We start from the raw sequence: 18,533 nt of genomic DNA on the forward strand, positions 1-18,533 counted from the left end.
AGTAATTTTGTTTATGAAGTGTGTATAGAATAAATATACTTCAAGTTAATGAAGTATATTTAAAAAAGTATTATCTAAAGTTATCAAATACTAATGGAGCTTTTAGTTCTAGTGATTTTAAATGCTTCATTACATTTTGTAAATCATCAATATTTTTACCACTAACTCTAATCTCATCACCTTGATTTACAGCTGTTACTTTTAATTTTAAAGATTTGATTTCTGTTTGAATTGTTTTTGCTTCATCTTTTTCAATACTATCAATAATTTTATAAGTAAATTTTCTATTTCCACCACTTGAATCTTCTGTTTTTAACTCTTCTAGTGAATTAATAGAAATATCTCTTTTATTCATCTTTGAAATTAAAATATCTTTCATTGCATCAATTTTATTATCACTTGCACTTGTTAAAGTTAAAGTCTTAGCACCTTGATTTAAATCTATTTCTTTTGTAATACCCTTAAAATCATATCTGTTATCTACTTCTTTTTGTGCTTGTATTACTGCATTTTTCATCTCTTGCATATCTAATTTTGCCGAGATATCAAACTGATGTTCTTTTGATTTAGCCATTTGTTTCCTTTTTTAATTTTATTATAAAGTTTACACCTCTATATGAAATATCATCTATTAATGTATCTTTGTTATTAAGTGTAATTGTACCATTAACTTTTTCAAGAATAGTTTTAGCCATATATAATCCTAAGCCTGTACCATCTTCTTTCTCTTTTGTTGTAAAATAAGCTTCAAAAATTTTATCTTTAATTTCATCGCTTATTCCACCTGCAAAGTCAAGAATACTAATAATTAGTTCATCATTTTCTTCTTTACAACTTATCTCAATTCTTTTTATATCACAATCATTCATAAGTATTGCATCTCTTGAATTATTTATTACATTGATAATTACCTGCATAATTTCATTTTCATAACCTAATGTAAGTTCTTCTTTAAAACTATCTTGCATTTCTAGTTTTATAAATATTCCTTGATAATTATAAATCTTTTCAATTAAATTAATTGATTTTTTTATCATTGATGAAACTTTATATTCATTTTTAACATTGTTCTTAAAAAAGTTTCTAAAATCTTCCATTGTAGTAGACATTAATTCGATTTGTTTTTTAATAGCAATATTATCTTTTTTTAATTCTTCTTCTGTGTTCTCACCAATTAATAATCTTAACTCAGCTGAAGAGTTAATCATACTTATAGCATTTAAAGGTTGTTTCCATTGATGAATAATCATAGAAATCATTTCTCCAATTGCTGCCATTTTATTATTTTGAACTAACTGTGCATCTTTTTGTCTATTTTTTGCAACAACTTTTGATATTCTAATTTCTAAATCTTCATTAATCTCTATTAATTCTTTTGTCTTCTCTTTAACACTTTCTTCTAAATGTTCATTTAATTGAGTTTGTTCACTTATTAGTTTACTAATTTTAGAAGCCATTTCATTAAATGATTTTTCCAAATTACCAATTTCATCATTACTTTCATTATTGATTCGATAATCAAACTCGTTGTTTGCAAACTTTTTTGTTCCAATAAGAAGGTTTTCAATCTTTGAAGAAATATAATCTGACATCAATATAGCAATTACAATAACTATTGCAATCATTATTAAACTAATAAAAGTTAATTCTTTAATTATATTTTTAATATAACTACTAATTTCATATTTATTATCATCGACTATTTCTTTTACAATATTATTTTGAGTTTTCAAGATTTTTGTTATATTTTCTCTAGTTTTATTTGCAGCAAAATGGAATTCATCAACATTAGCACCAATTGTTACAAAACCAAAACCTCTTTTAGAATCTTTAAACTTACCTGTTTTATATGAAATTGGAGCAGCAGTTACTAACTTCCATACTCCACTCCAAAAAATTATGAAAGAACCATGTCCTCCATCTTTTGTAAGTTCCATCCAACCATTACATTGTGGTGCAAAATTTAAATATCTACAATCTAATGAAACTTCACCTTTTTCTAAAAGCTGTTTAATATTTGGTTTTTTTGATAAGGATTGCTCTTTGAAAACAGGATAAGTTAATAAAAAATCATTTAAATCTTTTTTACCTGATTTTAAAAAATCATCTTTTAAATCCTTACTAATCCAAGGGGCAATACGTTTTCCAGTTTTCTTATTAAACCCAGATATAAAATAATCCCTTGGATGAGAGATATTACGGCCTAAATAATCCCACATAAAAGCATAATTACCTTCTCCTGCATTTATAATTTGCGATTTTGAATAAATACCAATAGGATTTAAATTATCAGTATATTCCATTATATGCCTATGATTTAAAGCCATTGACAAATAACCAATTTTAATCTCGTTTTTAAATACAGGTGTAATAAATCGTACTATACCTTCAAATCTTTTTCCATTTGGATTCTCTAATCCTGAATATGCACTACTTTTTGCATCAAATTCTATATTGGCTTTTTTAGCTTTTTCTTTTGTAAATGTACCTATTATTTTTGAACCTATATATTCACCAATAACATCAGAAACAAATATCTCACCTTCTTCTAAATATTGTATTTTTTTAAAGTAATTTTCTGAATTTATATAAGTATTTTCTTTTAATGAGACATCTAATTTTTTTTGATTTAATGATGAAACTTTATTAATTTCAATTCCTTCTAAATTGAAAAAAGATATTTCTTTATAAATAGGTATTAATTTTGTTTTTACTAAAGATTCCGGGTTGTAGTTAAAATCTGTTTTATTATCACTTAATATTTTAGGAGTAAAATTATTATTAGGTATTTTATTATCTATATACCATTTTTGTTTTTTATCATTATAATTATACTTATCATGAACTACTATTTCTTTTTCTTTGCTATTATAAAATTCTTTTAATGTCTTATCTGTAATATCAAGTTTTGATAAAAATAAAATATCAGAATCTCTTTGTTTTAAAAATTCTGATACTCTATTTGCAATTTCTAAAGTAAGTCTTTCAAGTGATTCTTGAGATTTTTTATTTAAATTAGTAATACTATCGTTAATAGATTCATTTGCAGTATTAAGGATAATCTCTTTACTTTTATTAGATAAATAAGTAGTGCTCTTATTCATATATTCATTTAAATTTTTAATACTTATATAAGAAATGTAAGTCATCACTAATAAAGGAAGTATTTTAATTATTATAAATAATAAAATTAGTTTTATTTTAATTGTTAATTTACTCATTAAAAATTATAACAGATAAATTTTAAATAACAAAATGAAGCTAGCTAAAATAAGAATTTTAGCTAGTTAATAATTGAAGTTTTATTCTTTTACAGCTTGTGGTAGTATTAGATTTAATAAAATTCCAACAATTGCACCAAGTCCAATTCCAGAAAAAGGTACTCCACCAAAGTTAAATGTCATTCCACCAATTGAAAATACTAAAATCATAGAAACAATAATCATATTTCTAGGACAAGTAAAATCAGTATTTGCTTTGATAAGTGTTGCTATACCTAAAGTTGCGATAATACCAAATAACAATAACATAATTCCACCCATTACAGGAGTTGGAATTGTTGATAATAAAGCACCAATTTTTCCTACAAAAGCTAAGGCAATTGCAAAAATTGCAGCCCAAGTCATAATTGCAGGATTATATGCTTTTGTAATAGTAACAGCACCTGTTACTTCAGAATAAGTAGTATTAGGAGGACCACCAAATAAAGCAGCTACTGAAGTAGCAAGACCATCACCTAATAATGTATTTTTTAAACCTGGCTTTTTTAAATAATCTTCTTTAGTAACATTTGAAATTGCTAACATATCACCAATATGTTCAATTGCAGGGGCAATTGCAATTGGCAAAATAAAAATTATTGCTTGCCAGTTAAATTCAGGTGTAGTAAAATTAGGAATACTGAACCAAGCAGCTTGACCAACTGATGTAAAGTCAACTATTCCATAAATTAAAGCAAGAATATATCCAATTATAATACCAGCTAATATAGGAATTAACTTAAACATTCCCTTACCTAATAAAGAGAAAAACACAGTTACAAGTAAGGCTATCATTGAGATAACAATTGCAGTTTCAAACGGTACTAACACAATTGACCCATCACCTGTTTTTCCCATTGCCAAATTAACTGCAACAGGTGAAAGAATTAAACCAATTGACATAATAACAGGTCCAACTACAACTGCTGGTAATAATTTGTGAATAAAATTATCTCCTTTTAATCTAATAAGCATACTTAAAACTACATACAATAACCCAGCAGCTACAAGCCCAGACATAGTTGCTGCAATTCCCCATGTTTGAACACCATAAGAAATTGGAGCTATAAAAGCAAATGAAGAAGCTAAAAATATTGGAGGTACCGCACCTCTATTTACAAATTGGAAAACTAAAGTTCCAATTCCTGCTGTAAAAAGTGCAACACTTGGATCAAGTCCTGTTAAAATTGGCACTAAAACAAGTGCACCAAAAGCTACAAATAAAAATTGTAAACCTAAAATAGAGTCTTTTGCTCTAAAATTGTAATCTGTGGGTTTCATATTACCTCTTGTGTTTTGATATTTTGTATCATATCGAAATATCAGTTAATTAAAATTAAATTAATGTATAATTTATAAGTAATTTTTTAGTAATATATAAGCTTTAAAATTAAAGTAATTTTTAAACTTATAAACCAATAATAGGAATTAAAATGTATAAAGAAAGTACAAATGTTGTTGTAAAACATCTTGTAAATAGATTAAGAGATGTAAGAACAACATCAAATGAGTTTAGACTAACTATTGAAGAAATATCAAGAGTAGTAGCCTGCGAGGCACTAAATGACTTTGAAACAGTAAGCCAAAATATTAATACATGGCAAGGTTCTTTAGATGTAGAAATGATTGAAGTACAAAAATTAGTACTTGTTCCTATTTTAAGAGCAGGTGAACCAATGCTTACAGGTATTTTAAAAACTCTTCCTTATGCAAAAAGTGGTTTTTTAGCAATGAAAAGAGATGAAGAAACATCTTTAAGTAAACTTTTTTATGAAAATATTCCTAGTTTAGAAGGAAGAACTGTTTTACTACTAGACCCTATGATTGCAACCGGAGGTTCTTTAATTGATGGAATTGATTATTTAAAAACTAAAAATCCTAAAAGAATTATTTGTCTAAATGTTTTAGGTTCACCTTTTGGAGTTCAGAAAGTACAAGAAGCACACCCTGATGTAGATATTTTCATAGCTCAAATTGATGAAAGATTAGATGAAAACAACTATATAAGACCAGGTCTTGGAGATGCAGGTGACCGAGCTTTTAATACAAACTAAAATTTTAAATTATTAGTGTTAATACTCAAAGGGGTTTGGATATTTATATTCAAATCCTAAACTTGAAATTTTACTTCCATCTATAATTCTATTTTTAATACCTTTTTCATTCTTGAAAATCGATTCTTTAAATCCATGTTTCTGTGCATTATGTAAGTATATTTCTTCTTTTGTTGGATGTTCTTTTGAACACAAATTAAAAATTCCATTTATATTATTATTGATTACAAAATAAGTTGCACTAATTACATCATCTCTATGTATGTAATTTATTTTTATATCCTTATCATTTACTATTTTTGAAGAAGAACGCTTACCTGCAACTCTGTTATAACCCATAAGTCCAGAGCATCTAAAAATGACATCAGTTTTATCTTTTATTAAAAGTTCAGATTCATAAACTTTAGGGGACTTTTCATTTGATAATTTTGAATCTTCTTTATAAATTCCATCTTCACTTGCATAAATAGATGTAGAGCTTACAAATATAATCTTTTTTATATCTTTTATTTTATTATGAGAATAAATTTTTTCTAAGAATGATGAATAATCTTCAAACTTTGAAGGTGGAAAATTTATAAATAGATAATCAGTTTGTAATAATTTATCTAAAAAACTCAAATTTTGCTCATTTAATAAAAAAACATCTAAACCTAGCTCTTGAAACTTTTGTCTATTTTTTTCATCTTTAATTGATACTTTTACATTGTAGTTTTTTTTTAATTCACAAGCAAGTGGAAGACCTAACCACCCTGCTCCTAATATTGTAAATGTTTTCATTTATCTTTCTCTTTTAATTCTTGAACTTCTGTTCTTAAAGATTTTATTTCTTCAAGCAGTATATCTAATTTTAAACTATCTTCATGAATCTCTTTTTTCATCTCTTCTTCTTGAAGTTTTTGCATTTCACCAATAATAACAGCAACAAATAAATTGAAAAATACAAAAGCTGCAATAATTACAAAAGAAACAAAATAAACCCAAGCCCATGGATAAACTTCCATAGCCTCATACATTACATCTGTCCAATCTTCAAAAGTTAGAACTCTAAATAATGTAAGCATTGAAATTAAGAAATCTTTCCAAAGTCCTGAAGGCAAGTCTACAAAGAAAAAACTTCCAATAATTGCATAAATATAGAAGATTATAAATAATAAAATTACAATATCAATAATAGAAGGAATTGCTTTAATAAGCATATCAATAATTGCTTTTAATTCTGGACGTGCAGTGAATAATCTTAAGATTCTAAATACTCTCATAAGTCTTGCAATTGCAGCGAAACTTGATGACTCTAAAGGTAAAAGAGTAATTACAACAATAACAAAATCAAAAATATTCCAACCTGATTTAAAAAAGTTTGCAAACTTTTTCTCAGCAACCATTTTAATTGCTAATTCAAAAACAAAATATATAGTTACAAAATAATCAGCAACTTTTAAAAATAAATTATAATTAGTCTCAACTTCGTCTAAAGTCTTAAAACCTAAAATACAAGCGTAAGCAATAATAATGAAAGTTGTTAAATTAGAAAACCACTTTGAATCTCTAACTTCTTCAATTTTTTGCATTGTAGTCATTTAATTATTCCTTTAATAAGCTATAAGTTACTACTAACCAAGCAATAATTAATAAAGTTCCACCAATTGGAGTGATAGCTCCAAGTATTGGTAAATTTAAAACAACCAAAGCGTATAATGAAAAAGAAAATATTATCATTCCAATAATTATAAGCCATGCACTTAGTCTTAATTTTTTTGAATCAGGTTTAAAATTAATTAAAAAAGCCACTATAAAAAGACCAAGAGTATTATAAAATTGATACTGTATTCCAGTATTGTATATTTTTAACATTGAGTCTGTTACTATTGATTTAAGTCCATGTGCACCAAAAGCACCAAGAGCAATTGAAAGAGCCATCATAAAAGAGGCAATTGCTAGAAATTTTTTACTGTTATTATTAAGTGTCATAATACTTCCAAAAGTTAATTTTTGCGAAGTATATCAAAAAAAAGTTAATAAAATATTTTATTTACTTTTAGATATTTTTTCTAAGGACTTATCTTTTGAGAATCCTGCGCCTTTTTTTTCTTTTTTGACTAATTCTAAATCATTAATTAATGTTTTATAGTCAATTCCTTCTTTGTTCATATAGGCAAAACAAGCAGCGATAGATGCAATTGCATTAGGAACTTCTTTCTTCTTTTTATAAGCTTGAATATTTTTTTCACTAACTTTAATTAATGCTGTAAATTTAGGAATTGTAAGTTCTGCGTCCAAAAGTAATTTTTTAAAATCTATAAAAGTCATTTGTTTTCCAGTAGTTTTTTTAAATTATACAAAGTAGAATGTAAAAGTTAGGTAAAAGTTCAAGATTTATATATAAAAGTAATATTTTATGTAGTTCTGAATCCTAATAAATTAGGATTCAATTTTTATTTTACATCAACTTCCCAGAAGAAATCAATCCATTGAGTCGCTTCTCTTACCGTATAGTCAGGTTGTAAAACTGCAGTTTTTTTATAAAATAGCGTTGCTAATTTGAATTCTACATTTGGAAACTTTTCTTTTAATATTTTTAAAATTTGTTCCATTGTTTCACCTGAATCAACAATATCATCAATAATTAAAACCCTTTTTGCATGTGATACATCAGGAATATTAAAAATATTGAATGTATCAAGCTTTAAATCACCTTCATAATGAACAGAATTTAAGCTATATAAATTTCTCATATCCATTGCTTGTGCCATTAAATGAGCTAATGTCAAACCACCTCTTGCAACTGCAAGTAATACATCTGGCTCATAATCTCTACAAGAGTTTACTAATTTTTGTGTATCTTCTTTAAATAAATCATAACTATAATAAAGTTTTTCCAAAATTTTTCCTTATAAAATAAATGCTAATGCACTAATAAATGTTATTACTAAAATACCAATATTCAAATCACTAAACTCTTTTTTAGCTAATTTTATAATTGTATAAACTAAAAAACCTGCTGCTATACCATTTGTAATAGAGAAAGTTAATGGCATTAAAATTACAATTAAAAATGCTCCTGCACTTGTTGCTAAATCAGAATCTTCAAAATTTATTTTTCCAAGTTCTGTAAACATTAAAACACCAACAACAACTAAAACAGGATAAATTGCATTTGCAGGAATTGCTTTAAATAAAGGAAGCATAAATAAAGTAGTTACAAAAAACATTGCTGTAAATACAGCAGTTAAACCAGTACGTCCACCCTCTTCAACTCCTGATGCACTTTCAATAAATGCTGTTGTAGTTGAAACTCCAACTAATGCACCTGCAGTTGTTGCAATTGCATCTGCTTCAAGCGTTTTTTGTAATGACTTATCATTTTTGTTATTTTCTTGAAATAACTTAGCTCTAGTCCCTACTCCTGTTAAAGTACCTAAAGTATCAAACATATCAGTAATTAAGAATGTAATAATCACAGGTAATAAAGATAAAGTAAAAGCACTTAAAATATCAAGTTCCATAAAAATAGGTGAAATTGAAGCAGGCGTAGAGATGACACTTTGAGGTAATGCACCAAGACCTAGAATCCAAGCTACAATTGATGTAATAGCAATTGAAAGAATAAATGCACCTTTAATTCTATAAGCATAAAAAGAAAATGCAAGAATTAAACCTAAAACTCCAAGTAGTACATTTGAATTTGAAAAATCACCTAAGGTAACTAATGTAGCTTCACTTGCACTAATCATTCCCATTTGCTTTAAACCAATAAAAGCAATAAAAGAACCAATACCCGCAGAAATTGCTCGTCTTAAACTCATAGGAATTGATGTCATAATCCAAACTCTAAAATTTGTTAAAGATAAAATTACAAATAATATACCAGATAAAAATACAATACCAAGTGCTGTTTCCCAAGGAATTTTCATACCTAAAACTAAGCCATAAGAAAAGTATGCATTAAGTCCCATACCAACACTCATTGCAATTGGAGTGTTTGACCAAAGTCCTGAGAAAAGTGTTGCTAAAATAGTAATAATAGCAGTTGCAGTTACAACTGCATCCATAGGTAAACCTGCATCTGCAAGTATAAAACCATTAACTGGAACAATATACATCATTGTTAAAAAAGTAGTAAACCCAGCTGAAAGCTCAGTTTTAACTGTTGTGTTATGCTCTTTTAATTTAAAGAAGTTCACAATTTATCCTTATTTTTTAAATAAGCGCAAAGTATACTCAAACTTAAATAAAAATTAATATAAAAGATGTATAAACAATAACAATATTGTAATATTTTGAAATTAATCTGAATTATAAGAAAGATATTTATTTTTATTGATAGCCATCAATGTTATTAAAAATAAAAAATATTAAAATTACAACAATAACTTTTAGGAGATTAAAATGCAATTATTACCCAAAGATGCGAAAAAAATTGAAATAGAAGGTTCAACAGTAGATTTTTATAAATATATTAAAGATGGTATCTCATACTATTATTTTGACACTTCTGAATGTGGACCACCAGAACCAATGGTTAATGCAATGGCAGGCTTACAATTATTAGATAAAAACTCTAAACTAATTATGATCAATCATAAACCACCAATGGGATTATTCCCAAAAATCCAACAAAACTTTAATTATGAAATAGATGAAATTGAAAATGGAATGCACAGCGTTACTTTTACATCTAAAGACGGAGAAAACAAAGAAACTGATTTCTCTCAAACTTCTTGTGCAGGATAAGAAAAGAGTTTCAAATGATGAATATAACACAAGACTTTGCACCGCCATTTAAATTAATTGCACCTTATTTTATAATAGGTGTGATTTTTTATTTATTCTCGTCAATATTTTCTTTAACTTTAAATATTAATGAACTAAATATTCATAATCCAGATTTACTATCATGGACACATCTATTTTTATTAGGGTTTGTTATGATGATAATATTTGGTGCAATGGCTCAATTAATTCCAGTTACACTTGAAGTTGGACATTTTAGTGTTGAGTTTTATTATATAATTTATCCTTTACTATTAATAGGTACACTTTTAATGGCTTTTGGATTTTCAAGTAATAGTAGTTTTTTACCTTATGGCGGTGTCTTAGTATTACTATCAATGTTTATTTTTTTAAGCGAAATATTACTAACGATGAAAAAAGTTACAAACTTTTCAAACGTGATAAAAAGTATTTTAGTATCAAATATTTTTCTTTTTATAGGAATTATTTTTGGAATAATCATGGCATTAACTTATGCAGGACAATTTGATGCAGATATTAATGAACTGTTAAAAGCTCATGTTTTTTCCGTTGTTTTAGGTTATATAATTATTAGTATAATGGCCTTATCATTAGTTTTAGTACCAATGTTTGGCTTATCACATAACTTTTCACAAAAACCACTTAATAATGCAGTAATTATTATGACAACAGCAGTGAGTTTTATAATCATATCAGCAATATTCTCTTTAACAATAATAGACAAAATTGGGTATTTACTAGCAGTATTAGCATTAAGTATTTATTTTTATCAGATTTTTCTAATTTATAAAACAAGAGCAAGAAAAGAAAATGATATTTATGTTATTTCATTATTCTTTTCCTTTGCAACATTTTTAATATCAATAATATTAGGATTTTTGTATATATTTATAGATTATGAACCTTTATTATTCACTGCTTCATGGTTAATGTTCAGTGGTTTTATAGCCTTTGTAATTATTGGTCATTTATATAAAATTGTTCCTTTCTTAGTATGGTTTGAAAAGTTTTCACCTCTAGTTGGAAAACAAAAAGTTCCAATGTTAGCAGATATGGTTCCAGTTAAAGATGCAAATTATCAATTTATATTTGCAAGTGTAGGTGTAGTAATATCATCACTTGGTTTACTATTTATGTCAGATGAAATTTTTAAAGCTGGAGCATCATTTATATGTATTGCTTCAGTATTTTTATTAAAAAATTTATTATTTATGATAAGGTTTAAATAATGTATACAAAAGAAGAAATATTCAAAGCAGTATCAACAGTACTTGATCCAGAAGTAGGATTTAATCTAGTAGAAATGGGACTAATATACGATGCTTCATGCAATGAACAAAATGAAGTTACAGTAACTATGACTCTTTCAACAAAAGCTTGTCCTTTACATCAAATGATTGTAAATTGGGTAGAAGAAGCAGTTCTAAGAGAACTACCAAAAGTAGAAAAAGCAGAAGCTATTGTAGTTTGGGAGCCAGCTTGGAATGTAACTATGGCAAATGATAATGTAAAAAAAGCCCTAGGAGGATAAACTCTTTTAAGAGTTTATCTTATCTTCAAAACTATCAACAATATATGATAGTTTTTTAATTCCTTTTTTTATCTCTTTATAACTAGCATTTGTAAAATTAAATCTTGCCTCATTAGACTTTTCATTTAAATAAAATACTTCAGCAGGAACAAAAGCAATATTTTCTTTTAAAGCCTCTTTTGCTAAAAGCATAGAATCAATTTTAAAAGAACCATAAATAAACATACCACCTTTGGGTTTTTTAAATTTAAAAGAAGGAATATATCTTTTAAAACACTTAGCCATAAACTCCATTTTATTTTTATACTCTTTATTTATTAAAGAAATATGCGAGAATAAATCATTATCATTTAAATACTCATCAATTAACATTTGGTTAAAAGTTGATGAGTGTAAGTCTAAAGATTCTTTTGCAGCTAATAACATTTCTATATTCTCTTTTTTGGCTCGAATCCACCCTAATCTTAAACCAGGAGCAACTATTTTAGAAAAAGAACCTAAATGATAAGACTCTTCATAAAACTTTGAAATTGGAGTTTTAACTTTATTTTTAAAATTTAAAAAACAATAAGCAGCATCTTCAATTAAAATTGATTTTCTTTTATTTAGTATATTAGAAATATTCTTTCTTTTTTTGTTGCTATATACATTTGTAGAAGGATTTTGATAATCACTAATAGCATATAAAATATTTGAATTATTTAACAAACTTTCTAAGTCATTAATTTTTTTGAAATCAATAATCTCTTTGTCTAATATTTTAAATGCTCCTAAAGCACCAATATATGATGGACTTTCAACTATGATTTGCTTTAAATCTAAACTCTTTAAAATAATATCAAAAGCTTGTTGACTGCCAGTTGTAATTAATATTTCATCTTTTGATGTAAAAAATCCTAAGTTCTTAGTATATATAGAAGCAATCTTTTCTCTTAAACTCTCCAAACCTTGAGATTTAGAATATTGTAAACAATCACTATTCTTAAATACTTTTTTACTAGCTTTTGATAATTGTTTTAAAGGAAACAATTCTTTATCAGGAAGCCCTCCTGCAAAGGAGATAGTATTAACATCAGTAGCATCTAATATTTCTCTAATATATGACCTTTTAATTTTATTACTCACTTACTATTCCTTTTTTGTTGTATTATATATAAAATCAGAAAAATATTCTTTATCTATAATTTCAAAATAGTTATCTTATATTGCTATTTATATCTTAAAAAATAGAATAGATACTATGGATTAATTTAAAAGAATAAAAATTAAGAAAAAAAGAAAAAGATTAGAAAGAAGATTTAAATAAAAGTAAAACGAAGGAAAAACCCGAAAAAAGAGGCTAAAAAAAAAGCTTTCAGCTAAAAGAACAAAGTTCAAATAGCTAAAAGCTTGTAAATAAATACTCAAGAGCTGGCAGCGGCCTACGTTTCCACAAGGGGACCCTGCAGTATTATCAGCGATGAAGAGCTTGACTTCCAGGTTCGAAATGGAGCTGGGTATTTCCTCTTCTCTATAACCACCAGCAAAACTGAGTAATCAATATACCATTGCAAAAATGCTAGTATACTCATTACTCAACTTTAGGTTGAGTAAAGATATTAATAATGTTAAAGTCAACACATTTTATTTTTTATTCATACATTGCGTACACTTAATAAGATAGTAAACCAAAGAATACTAAATTTGAATTATAAATAAGCCAAACGATCTATTAGTACTAGTCAGCTAAACGTCTTACAACGCTTACACATCTAGCCTATCAACCAGCTAGTCTTGCTGGGATCTTCAGGGAAAGTTAATCTTGGAGTTGGCTTCGTGCTTAGATGCTTTCAGCGCTTATCTCATCCGTACGTAGCTACCCAACGATGCTCTTGGCAGAACAATTGGTACACTAGTGGTACGTTCATCCCGGTCCTCTCGTACTAGGGACAAATCTCCTCAACTTTCCTACGCCCACGGAAGATAGGGACCGAACTGTCTCACGACGTTCTGAACCCAGCTCGCGTACCGCTTTAAATGGCGAACAGCCATACCCTTGGGACCTGCTTCAGCCCCAGGATGCGATGAGCCGACATCGAGGTGCCAAACCTCCCCGTCGATGTGAGCTCTTGGGGGAGATCAGCCTGTTATCCCCGGCGTACCTTTTATCCTTTGAGCGATGGCCCTTCCACACAGAACCACCGGATCACTATGACCGACTTTCGTCTCTGTTCGACTTGTATGTCTCACAGTCAAGCTAGTTTATGCCATTATACTCAACTGGCGATTTCCATCCGCCATGAACTAACCTTTGTAAGCCTCCGTTACTTTTTAGGAGGCGACCGCCCCAGTCAAACTACCCACCAGACATTGTCCTGAATGAGGATAACTCATCCCAGTTAGTAACTCAAATATTCAAGGGTGGTATCTCAAGGATGGCTCCACTAGAATTGGCATCCTAGTTTCATAGCCTCCCACCTATCCTGCACATGAATATCCAAGCTACAGTGTCAAGCTGTAGTAAAGGTGCACGGGGTCTTTCCGTCTTTCCGCGGGTAGGAGGAATTTTCACCTCCACTACAATTTCACTGGATCCCTGGTTGAGACAGCTCCCATCTCGTTACGCCATTCATGCAGGTCGGTATTTAACCGACAAGGAATTTCGCTACCTTAGGACCGTTATAGTTACGGCCGCCGTTTACTCGGGCTTCAATCAAATGCTTCGATAAATCTAACATCATCAGTTAACCTTCGAGCACCGGGCAGGCGTCACACCTTATACATCCTCTTACGAGTTAGCAAAGTGCTGTGTTTTTGGTAAACAGTCGGGAGGGACTCTTTGTTGCAACCTCTCTAGCTTTCGGAAGTAAATTCCTATACCAAAGTAGGCACACCTTATACCGAAGATACGGTGCTAGTTTGCAGAGTTCCTTAACCAGGGTTCTTCCACGCGCCTTAGAATACTCATCCCACCCACCTGTGTCGGTTTACGGTACGGGCAACAAACAATATGCTTAGTGGCTTTTCTTGGCACGACAGTATCATCGATTCTCCATCTCCTCCGAAGAGTGTCAGGAGCCTGTAAGATCTCGGTCTCATGTAATCCGGATTTGCCTAAATTACGACCTACGTCCTTCGACCCACTATTCCATCAGTGAGCTCGATTAACTCTATGCGTCCCCACATCACGCTTGTTTGTTGGTATTGAAATATTAATCAATTTGCCATCGTCTACCCCTTTCGGACTCGACTTAGGACCCGACTAACCCTACGATGACGAGCATCGCGTAGGAAACCTTGGGTTTTCGGCGTTGAGGATTCTCACCTCAATTATCGCTACTCATGCCTGCATGCTCACTTCTATCCGCTCCAACGCTCCTTACCGGTACATCTTCAACGCTGAATAGAACGCTCTCCTACCACTCAATATAAAATATTGAATCTAAAGCTTCGGTGCATATCTTAGCCCCGTTATATTTTCCGCGCAGAATCACTAGACCAGTGAGCTGTTACGCTTTCTTTAAAGGATGGCTGCTTCTAAGCCAACCTCCTGGTTGTCACAGTAACTCCACATCGTTTTCCACTTAGATATGACTTTGGGACCTTAGCTGTTAGTCTGGGTTGTTCCCCTCTCGACATAGGATTTTATCACCCTACGCCTGACTCCTGCGATTACACATATAGTATTCATAGTTTGATAGGGTTTGGTACCGCGGTAAGCAGCCCTAGCCCATTCAGTGCTCTACCCCTATATGCTACTACGCAAGGCTATACCTAAATATATTTCGGAGAGAACCAGCTATCACGAAGTTTGATTGGCCTTTCACCCCTATCCACAAGTCATCCGAGCACTTTTCAACGCACACCGGTTCGGTCCTCCACTGGCTCTTACACCAGCTTCAACCTGCTCATGGATAGATCACTTCGTTTCGGGTCTGCAGCATCTGACTAAGTCGCCCTATTAAGACTCGCTTTCGCTACGGCTTCGCACTTGGCTTAACCTTGCCAGACACCACAACTCGCAGGCTCATTATGCAAAAGGCAGTCCGTCACCCTGATAAATCATAGGGCTCCGAATGATTGTAAGCTAATGGTTTCAGGTTCTATTTCACTCTCCTCGCTGGAGTACTTTTCACCTTTCCCTCACGGTACTTGTTCACTATCGATCTGTAAGTAGTATTTAGGATTAGAGGGTGGTCCCCCTAGATTCAGACAAAATATCACGTGTTCCGTCCTACTCAGGATACCAATAGAGCTATTAAACATTTCGATTACAGGAGTATCACCTTCTACGCTTAACCTTTCCAGGTTATTCATCTATATTCTCTAGTCTCACATCTTGGTCCTACAACCCCCTATGCAAGCATAGGGTTTGTCCTAATCCCATTTCGCTCGCCGCTACTTTGGGAATCTCTTTTGATTTCTCTTCCTCTGGTTACTGAGATGTTTCACTTCACCAGGTTTGCCCACTTTCGTGTAACTAATATCTCTATTAGCTGGGTTGTCCCATTCGGATATCTACGGATCAAAACTTCTTGACAGTTCCCCGTAGCTTTTCGCAGTCTAGTACGTCCTTCATCGCCTCTTACAGTCTAGGCATCCACCATTAGCCCTTAATAGCTTATAATAAACAGAATTTAATCTGTCGCATTTGATAATTATTCTTTGGCTACTATCTTATTAAACATACATTAATGCATATTTTATAAAATAATAAATTGTGTTCTATCTAATTTCTTAGATAGTTTTTAAAATTGTTTATTAAATATTTCTAACTTTATTAAATAAAATTAGCTTTCTTTAATGAAAAAATTAAAAGACTTTAACATTATATTTTTAAATATCATTTTGGTAATTAAACCAAATATAAATACTTTATATAAGTACTTATATTTAGTTTAGCAACTAAACTTTTATCAGTGTAATTTCGTTTATATGATGGTGGAGAATAGCGGGATCGAACCGCTGACCTCCTACGTGCAAGGCAGGCGCTCTCCCAGCTGAGCTAATTCCCCATCGTAGTATATTAATTATTAAGTTATAGATTATTTAAGAATGGTGGGCCTACCAGGACTTGAACCTGGGACCTCACGATTATCAGTCGAGCGCTCTAGCCAGCTGAGCTATAGGCCCCTATTACCTATTAAATAAATAATCTTTATAAACCGAACATAATACTCTTTATTTGTTTTTCTTGATGAGACTTAAAACGAATTAAGTCTCTTTCTCTGAAAGGAGGTGATCCAACCGCAGGTTCTCCTACGGTTACCTTGTTACGACTTCACCCCAGTTACTGAATCCACTGTGGAGGGTAGCTACTTTAGCATTCCCGCTTCGAATGAGTTCAATTCCCATGGTGTGACGGGCGGTGAGTACAAGACCCGGGAACGTATTCACCGTAGCATTGCTGATCTACGATTACTAGCGATTCCAACTTCAAGCAGTCGAGTTGCAGACTGCTATCCGAACTGGGAGATATTTTTGAGATTTGCTCCACCTCACGGTATTGCTGCTCTTTGTATACCCCATTGTAGCACGTGTGTAGCCCTGGACGTAAGGGCCATGATGACTTGACGTCGTCCTCACCTTCCTCCTGGTTACCCAGGCAGTCTCATTAGAGTTCTCAGCCGAACTGTTAGCAACTAATGACGAGGGTTGCGCTCGTTGCGGGACTTAACCCAACATCTCACGACACGAGCTGACGACAGCCGTGCAGCACCTGTATGATAGTTCTAGCAAGCTAGCACTATTACATCTCTGTTATATTCTATCTATGTCAAGTCCAGGTAAGGTTCTTCGCGTATCGTCGAATTAAACCACATGCTCCACCGCTTGTGCGGGTCCCCGTCTATTCCTTTGAGTTTTAATCTTGCGACCGTACTCCCCAGGCGGCACACTTAATGTGTTAACTGCATTACTGCAAGGTCTAGCCTCACAACAACTAGTGTGCATCGTTTAGGGCGTGGACTACCAGGGTATCTAATCCTGTTTGCTCCCCACGCTTTCGAATCTCAGCGTCAATAATGTTCCAGTAGATCGCCTTCGCAATCGGTATTCCTTCTGATCTCTACGGATTTTACCCCTACACCAGAAATTCCATCTACCTCTCCCATATTCTAGATAGAAAGTTTCAAAAGCAGTTCAATAGTTGAGCTATTGGATTTCACTTCTGACTTTTCTATCCGCCTACATTCTCTTTACGCCCAGTGATTCCGAGTAACGCTTGCACCCTCCGTATTACCGCGGCTGCTGGCACGGAGTTAGCCGGTGCTTATTCATATAGTACCGTCATTATCTTCCTATATAAAAGGAGTTTACGCACCGAAATGTGTCATCCTCCACGCGGCGTTGCTGCATCAGACTTTCGTCCATTGTGCAATATTCCCCACTGCTGCCTCCCGTAGGAGTCTGGACCGTGTCTCAGTTCCAGTGTGACTGATCATCCTCTCAAACCAGTTAAGCGTCATTGTCTTGGTGAGCCATTACCTCACCAACTAACTGATACTGTACAGGCCGATCTTCAAGCTATAAATATTTCCCTTGCAGACTTAAGTCCTAAAGGCATATAGGGTATTAGCAATCGTTTCCAATTGTTATCCCCTTCTTGAAGGCACGTTACCTATATATTACTCACCCGTGCGCCACTTAGCTGACAATTAAAGCAAGCTTTAATCCGTTCTCGTTCGACTTGCATGTGTTAAGCACGCCGCCAGCGTTCACTCTGAGCCAGGATCAAACTCTCCATAAAGAAGTGCGATACAAAGTTGACTTAATGTCAAGTTTTATAAACGCGTCTAGTTTGATACTGACAAATTTGTATTGTTATACAAAATTATCACTCAAATTTATAGACAAGAATTAATTCTTGTTATAATTTTTTTATTTTTTTTAAATCTATTTCTTTTAGATTATATATTAGAGTATTATATTCAGTTTATAAAGATTACTTTACAA

Annotated in this window: 14 protein-coding genes, 2 tRNA genes and 3 rRNA genes; 4 read left to right on the plus strand and 15 right to left on the minus strand. The window is 31.3% G+C overall.

The window, feature by feature from the left end:
- Positions 1 to 70: 70 nt before the first annotated feature.
- The 3 genes from LPB137_RS09610 to LPB137_RS09620 all read right to left on the minus strand — a co-directional run bounded on the left by LPB137_RS09610 (position 71) and on the right by LPB137_RS09620 (position 4,541).
- The gene (locus tag LPB137_RS09610; RefSeq protein WP_076087473.1) at positions 71 to 574 is read right to left on the minus strand and encodes a YajQ family cyclic di-GMP-binding protein; all 504 of its coding nucleotides are present in this window, start codon (positions 572 to 574) and stop codon (positions 71 to 73) included.
- Positions 567 to 3,221, minus strand: coding sequence for a sensor histidine kinase (locus tag LPB137_RS09615; RefSeq protein WP_083657227.1), 2,655 nt, complete (start codon positions 3,219 to 3,221; stop codon positions 567 to 569). Before LPB137_RS09615 ends, LPB137_RS09610 begins: the two co-directional genes overlap by 8 nt.
- Before the next feature lie 81 nt (positions 3,222 to 3,302).
- The gene (locus tag LPB137_RS09620; protein WP_076087477.1) at positions 3,303 to 4,541 is read right to left on the minus strand and encodes a uracil-xanthine permease family protein; all 1,239 of its coding nucleotides are present in this window, start codon (positions 4,539 to 4,541) and stop codon (positions 3,303 to 3,305) included.
- Positions 4,542 to 4,693: 152 nt separating this feature from the next.
- Here LPB137_RS09620 and upp point away from each other — a divergent pair, with 152 nt between their 5' ends.
- Positions 4,694 to 5,314, plus strand: coding sequence for a uracil phosphoribosyltransferase (upp, locus tag LPB137_RS09625; protein ID WP_076087479.1), 621 nt, complete (start codon positions 4,694 to 4,696; stop codon positions 5,312 to 5,314).
- 18 nt (positions 5,315 to 5,332) lie between these two features.
- On the opposite strand, the gene LPB137_RS09630 is transcribed toward upp, so the two are convergent.
- From LPB137_RS09630 to LPB137_RS09655, 6 genes are all read right to left on the minus strand, one after another.
- The gene (locus LPB137_RS09630; RefSeq protein WP_076087481.1) at positions 5,333 to 6,094 is read right to left on the minus strand and encodes a Rossmann-fold NAD(P)-binding domain-containing protein; all 762 of its coding nucleotides are present in this window, start codon (positions 6,092 to 6,094) and stop codon (positions 5,333 to 5,335) included.
- Entirely contained in the window at positions 6,091 to 6,894 is an 804-nt protein-coding gene (locus tag LPB137_RS09635; RefSeq protein ID WP_076087484.1) for an ion transporter, read from the minus strand. The genes LPB137_RS09630 and LPB137_RS09635 overlap by 4 nt, the downstream gene beginning before the upstream one ends.
- A gap of 4 nt (positions 6,895 to 6,898) precedes the next feature.
- On the minus strand, positions 6,899 to 7,285 hold the full coding sequence (locus LPB137_RS09640; RefSeq protein WP_076087486.1) for a DUF423 domain-containing protein: 387 nt from the start codon (positions 7,283 to 7,285) through the stop codon (positions 6,899 to 6,901).
- A 57-nt stretch (positions 7,286 to 7,342) separates the two neighbouring features.
- Positions 7,343 to 7,624: a hypothetical protein gene (locus LPB137_RS09645; RefSeq protein ID WP_076087488.1), complete on the minus strand. Its 282-nt coding sequence runs from the start codon at positions 7,622 to 7,624 to the stop codon at positions 7,343 to 7,345.
- 125 nt (positions 7,625 to 7,749) lie between these two features.
- Positions 7,750 to 8,196, minus strand: coding sequence for a phosphoribosyltransferase (locus tag LPB137_RS09650; protein ID WP_076087490.1), 447 nt, complete (start codon positions 8,194 to 8,196; stop codon positions 7,750 to 7,752).
- 9 nt (positions 8,197 to 8,205) lie between these two features.
- Positions 8,206 to 9,498: an NCS2 family permease gene (locus LPB137_RS09655; RefSeq protein WP_076087492.1), complete on the minus strand. Its 1,293-nt coding sequence runs from the start codon at positions 9,496 to 9,498 to the stop codon at positions 8,206 to 8,208.
- Between the two features lie 205 nt (positions 9,499 to 9,703).
- Between LPB137_RS09655 and LPB137_RS09660 the strand changes: the two genes are divergently transcribed.
- The 3 genes from LPB137_RS09660 to LPB137_RS09670 are packed head-to-tail and all read left to right on the plus strand — an operon-like array spanning position 9,704 to position 11,600.
- Positions 9,704 to 10,048 carry a hypothetical protein gene (locus LPB137_RS09660; RefSeq protein ID WP_076087494.1) on the plus strand — a complete coding sequence of 115 codons (345 nt, stop codon included), beginning with the start codon at positions 9,704 to 9,706 and terminating at the stop codon, positions 10,046 to 10,048.
- 14 nt (positions 10,049 to 10,062) lie between these two features.
- Entirely contained in the window at positions 10,063 to 11,298 is a 1,236-nt protein-coding gene (locus LPB137_RS09665; protein ID WP_076087496.1) for a hypothetical protein, read from the plus strand.
- Complete coding sequence (locus LPB137_RS09670) at positions 11,298 to 11,600, plus strand: metal-sulfur cluster assembly factor (RefSeq protein ID WP_076087498.1); 303 nt, start codon at positions 11,298 to 11,300, stop codon at positions 11,598 to 11,600. The genes LPB137_RS09665 and LPB137_RS09670 overlap by 1 nt, the downstream gene beginning before the upstream one ends.
- Before the next feature lie 6 nt (positions 11,601 to 11,606).
- Here the strand turns inward: LPB137_RS09670 and LPB137_RS09675 are convergent, their stop codons facing one another.
- The 6 genes from LPB137_RS09675 to LPB137_RS09700 all read right to left on the minus strand — a co-directional run bounded on the left by LPB137_RS09675 (position 11,607) and on the right by LPB137_RS09700 (position 18,327).
- Positions 11,607 to 12,725, minus strand: coding sequence for an aminotransferase-like domain-containing protein (locus LPB137_RS09675; RefSeq protein ID WP_076087500.1), 1,119 nt, complete (start codon positions 12,723 to 12,725; stop codon positions 11,607 to 11,609).
- A gap of 283 nt (positions 12,726 to 13,008) precedes the next feature.
- Positions 13,009 to 13,124, minus strand: a 5S ribosomal RNA gene (rrf, locus tag LPB137_RS09680).
- Between the two features lie 166 nt (positions 13,125 to 13,290).
- Positions 13,291 to 16,206: ribosomal RNA gene (locus LPB137_RS09685) — 23S ribosomal RNA — on the minus strand.
- Positions 16,207 to 16,518: 312 nt separating this feature from the next.
- Positions 16,519 to 16,594, minus strand: a tRNA-Ala gene (locus LPB137_RS09690).
- 41 nt (positions 16,595 to 16,635) lie between these two features.
- Positions 16,636 to 16,712: transfer RNA gene (locus LPB137_RS09695), tRNA-Ile, on the minus strand.
- Positions 16,713 to 16,810: 98 nt separating this feature from the next.
- Positions 16,811 to 18,327: ribosomal RNA gene (locus LPB137_RS09700) — 16S ribosomal RNA — on the minus strand.
- The 16S, 23S and 5S rRNA genes sit together here with 2 tRNA genes alongside, the layout of an rRNA operon.
- Between the last annotated feature and the right edge of the window lie 206 nt (positions 18,328 to 18,533).

Source organism: Poseidonibacter parvus, assembly GCF_001956695.1.
Lineage (GTDB): Bacteria > Campylobacterota > Campylobacteria > Campylobacterales > Arcobacteraceae > Poseidonibacter > Poseidonibacter parvus.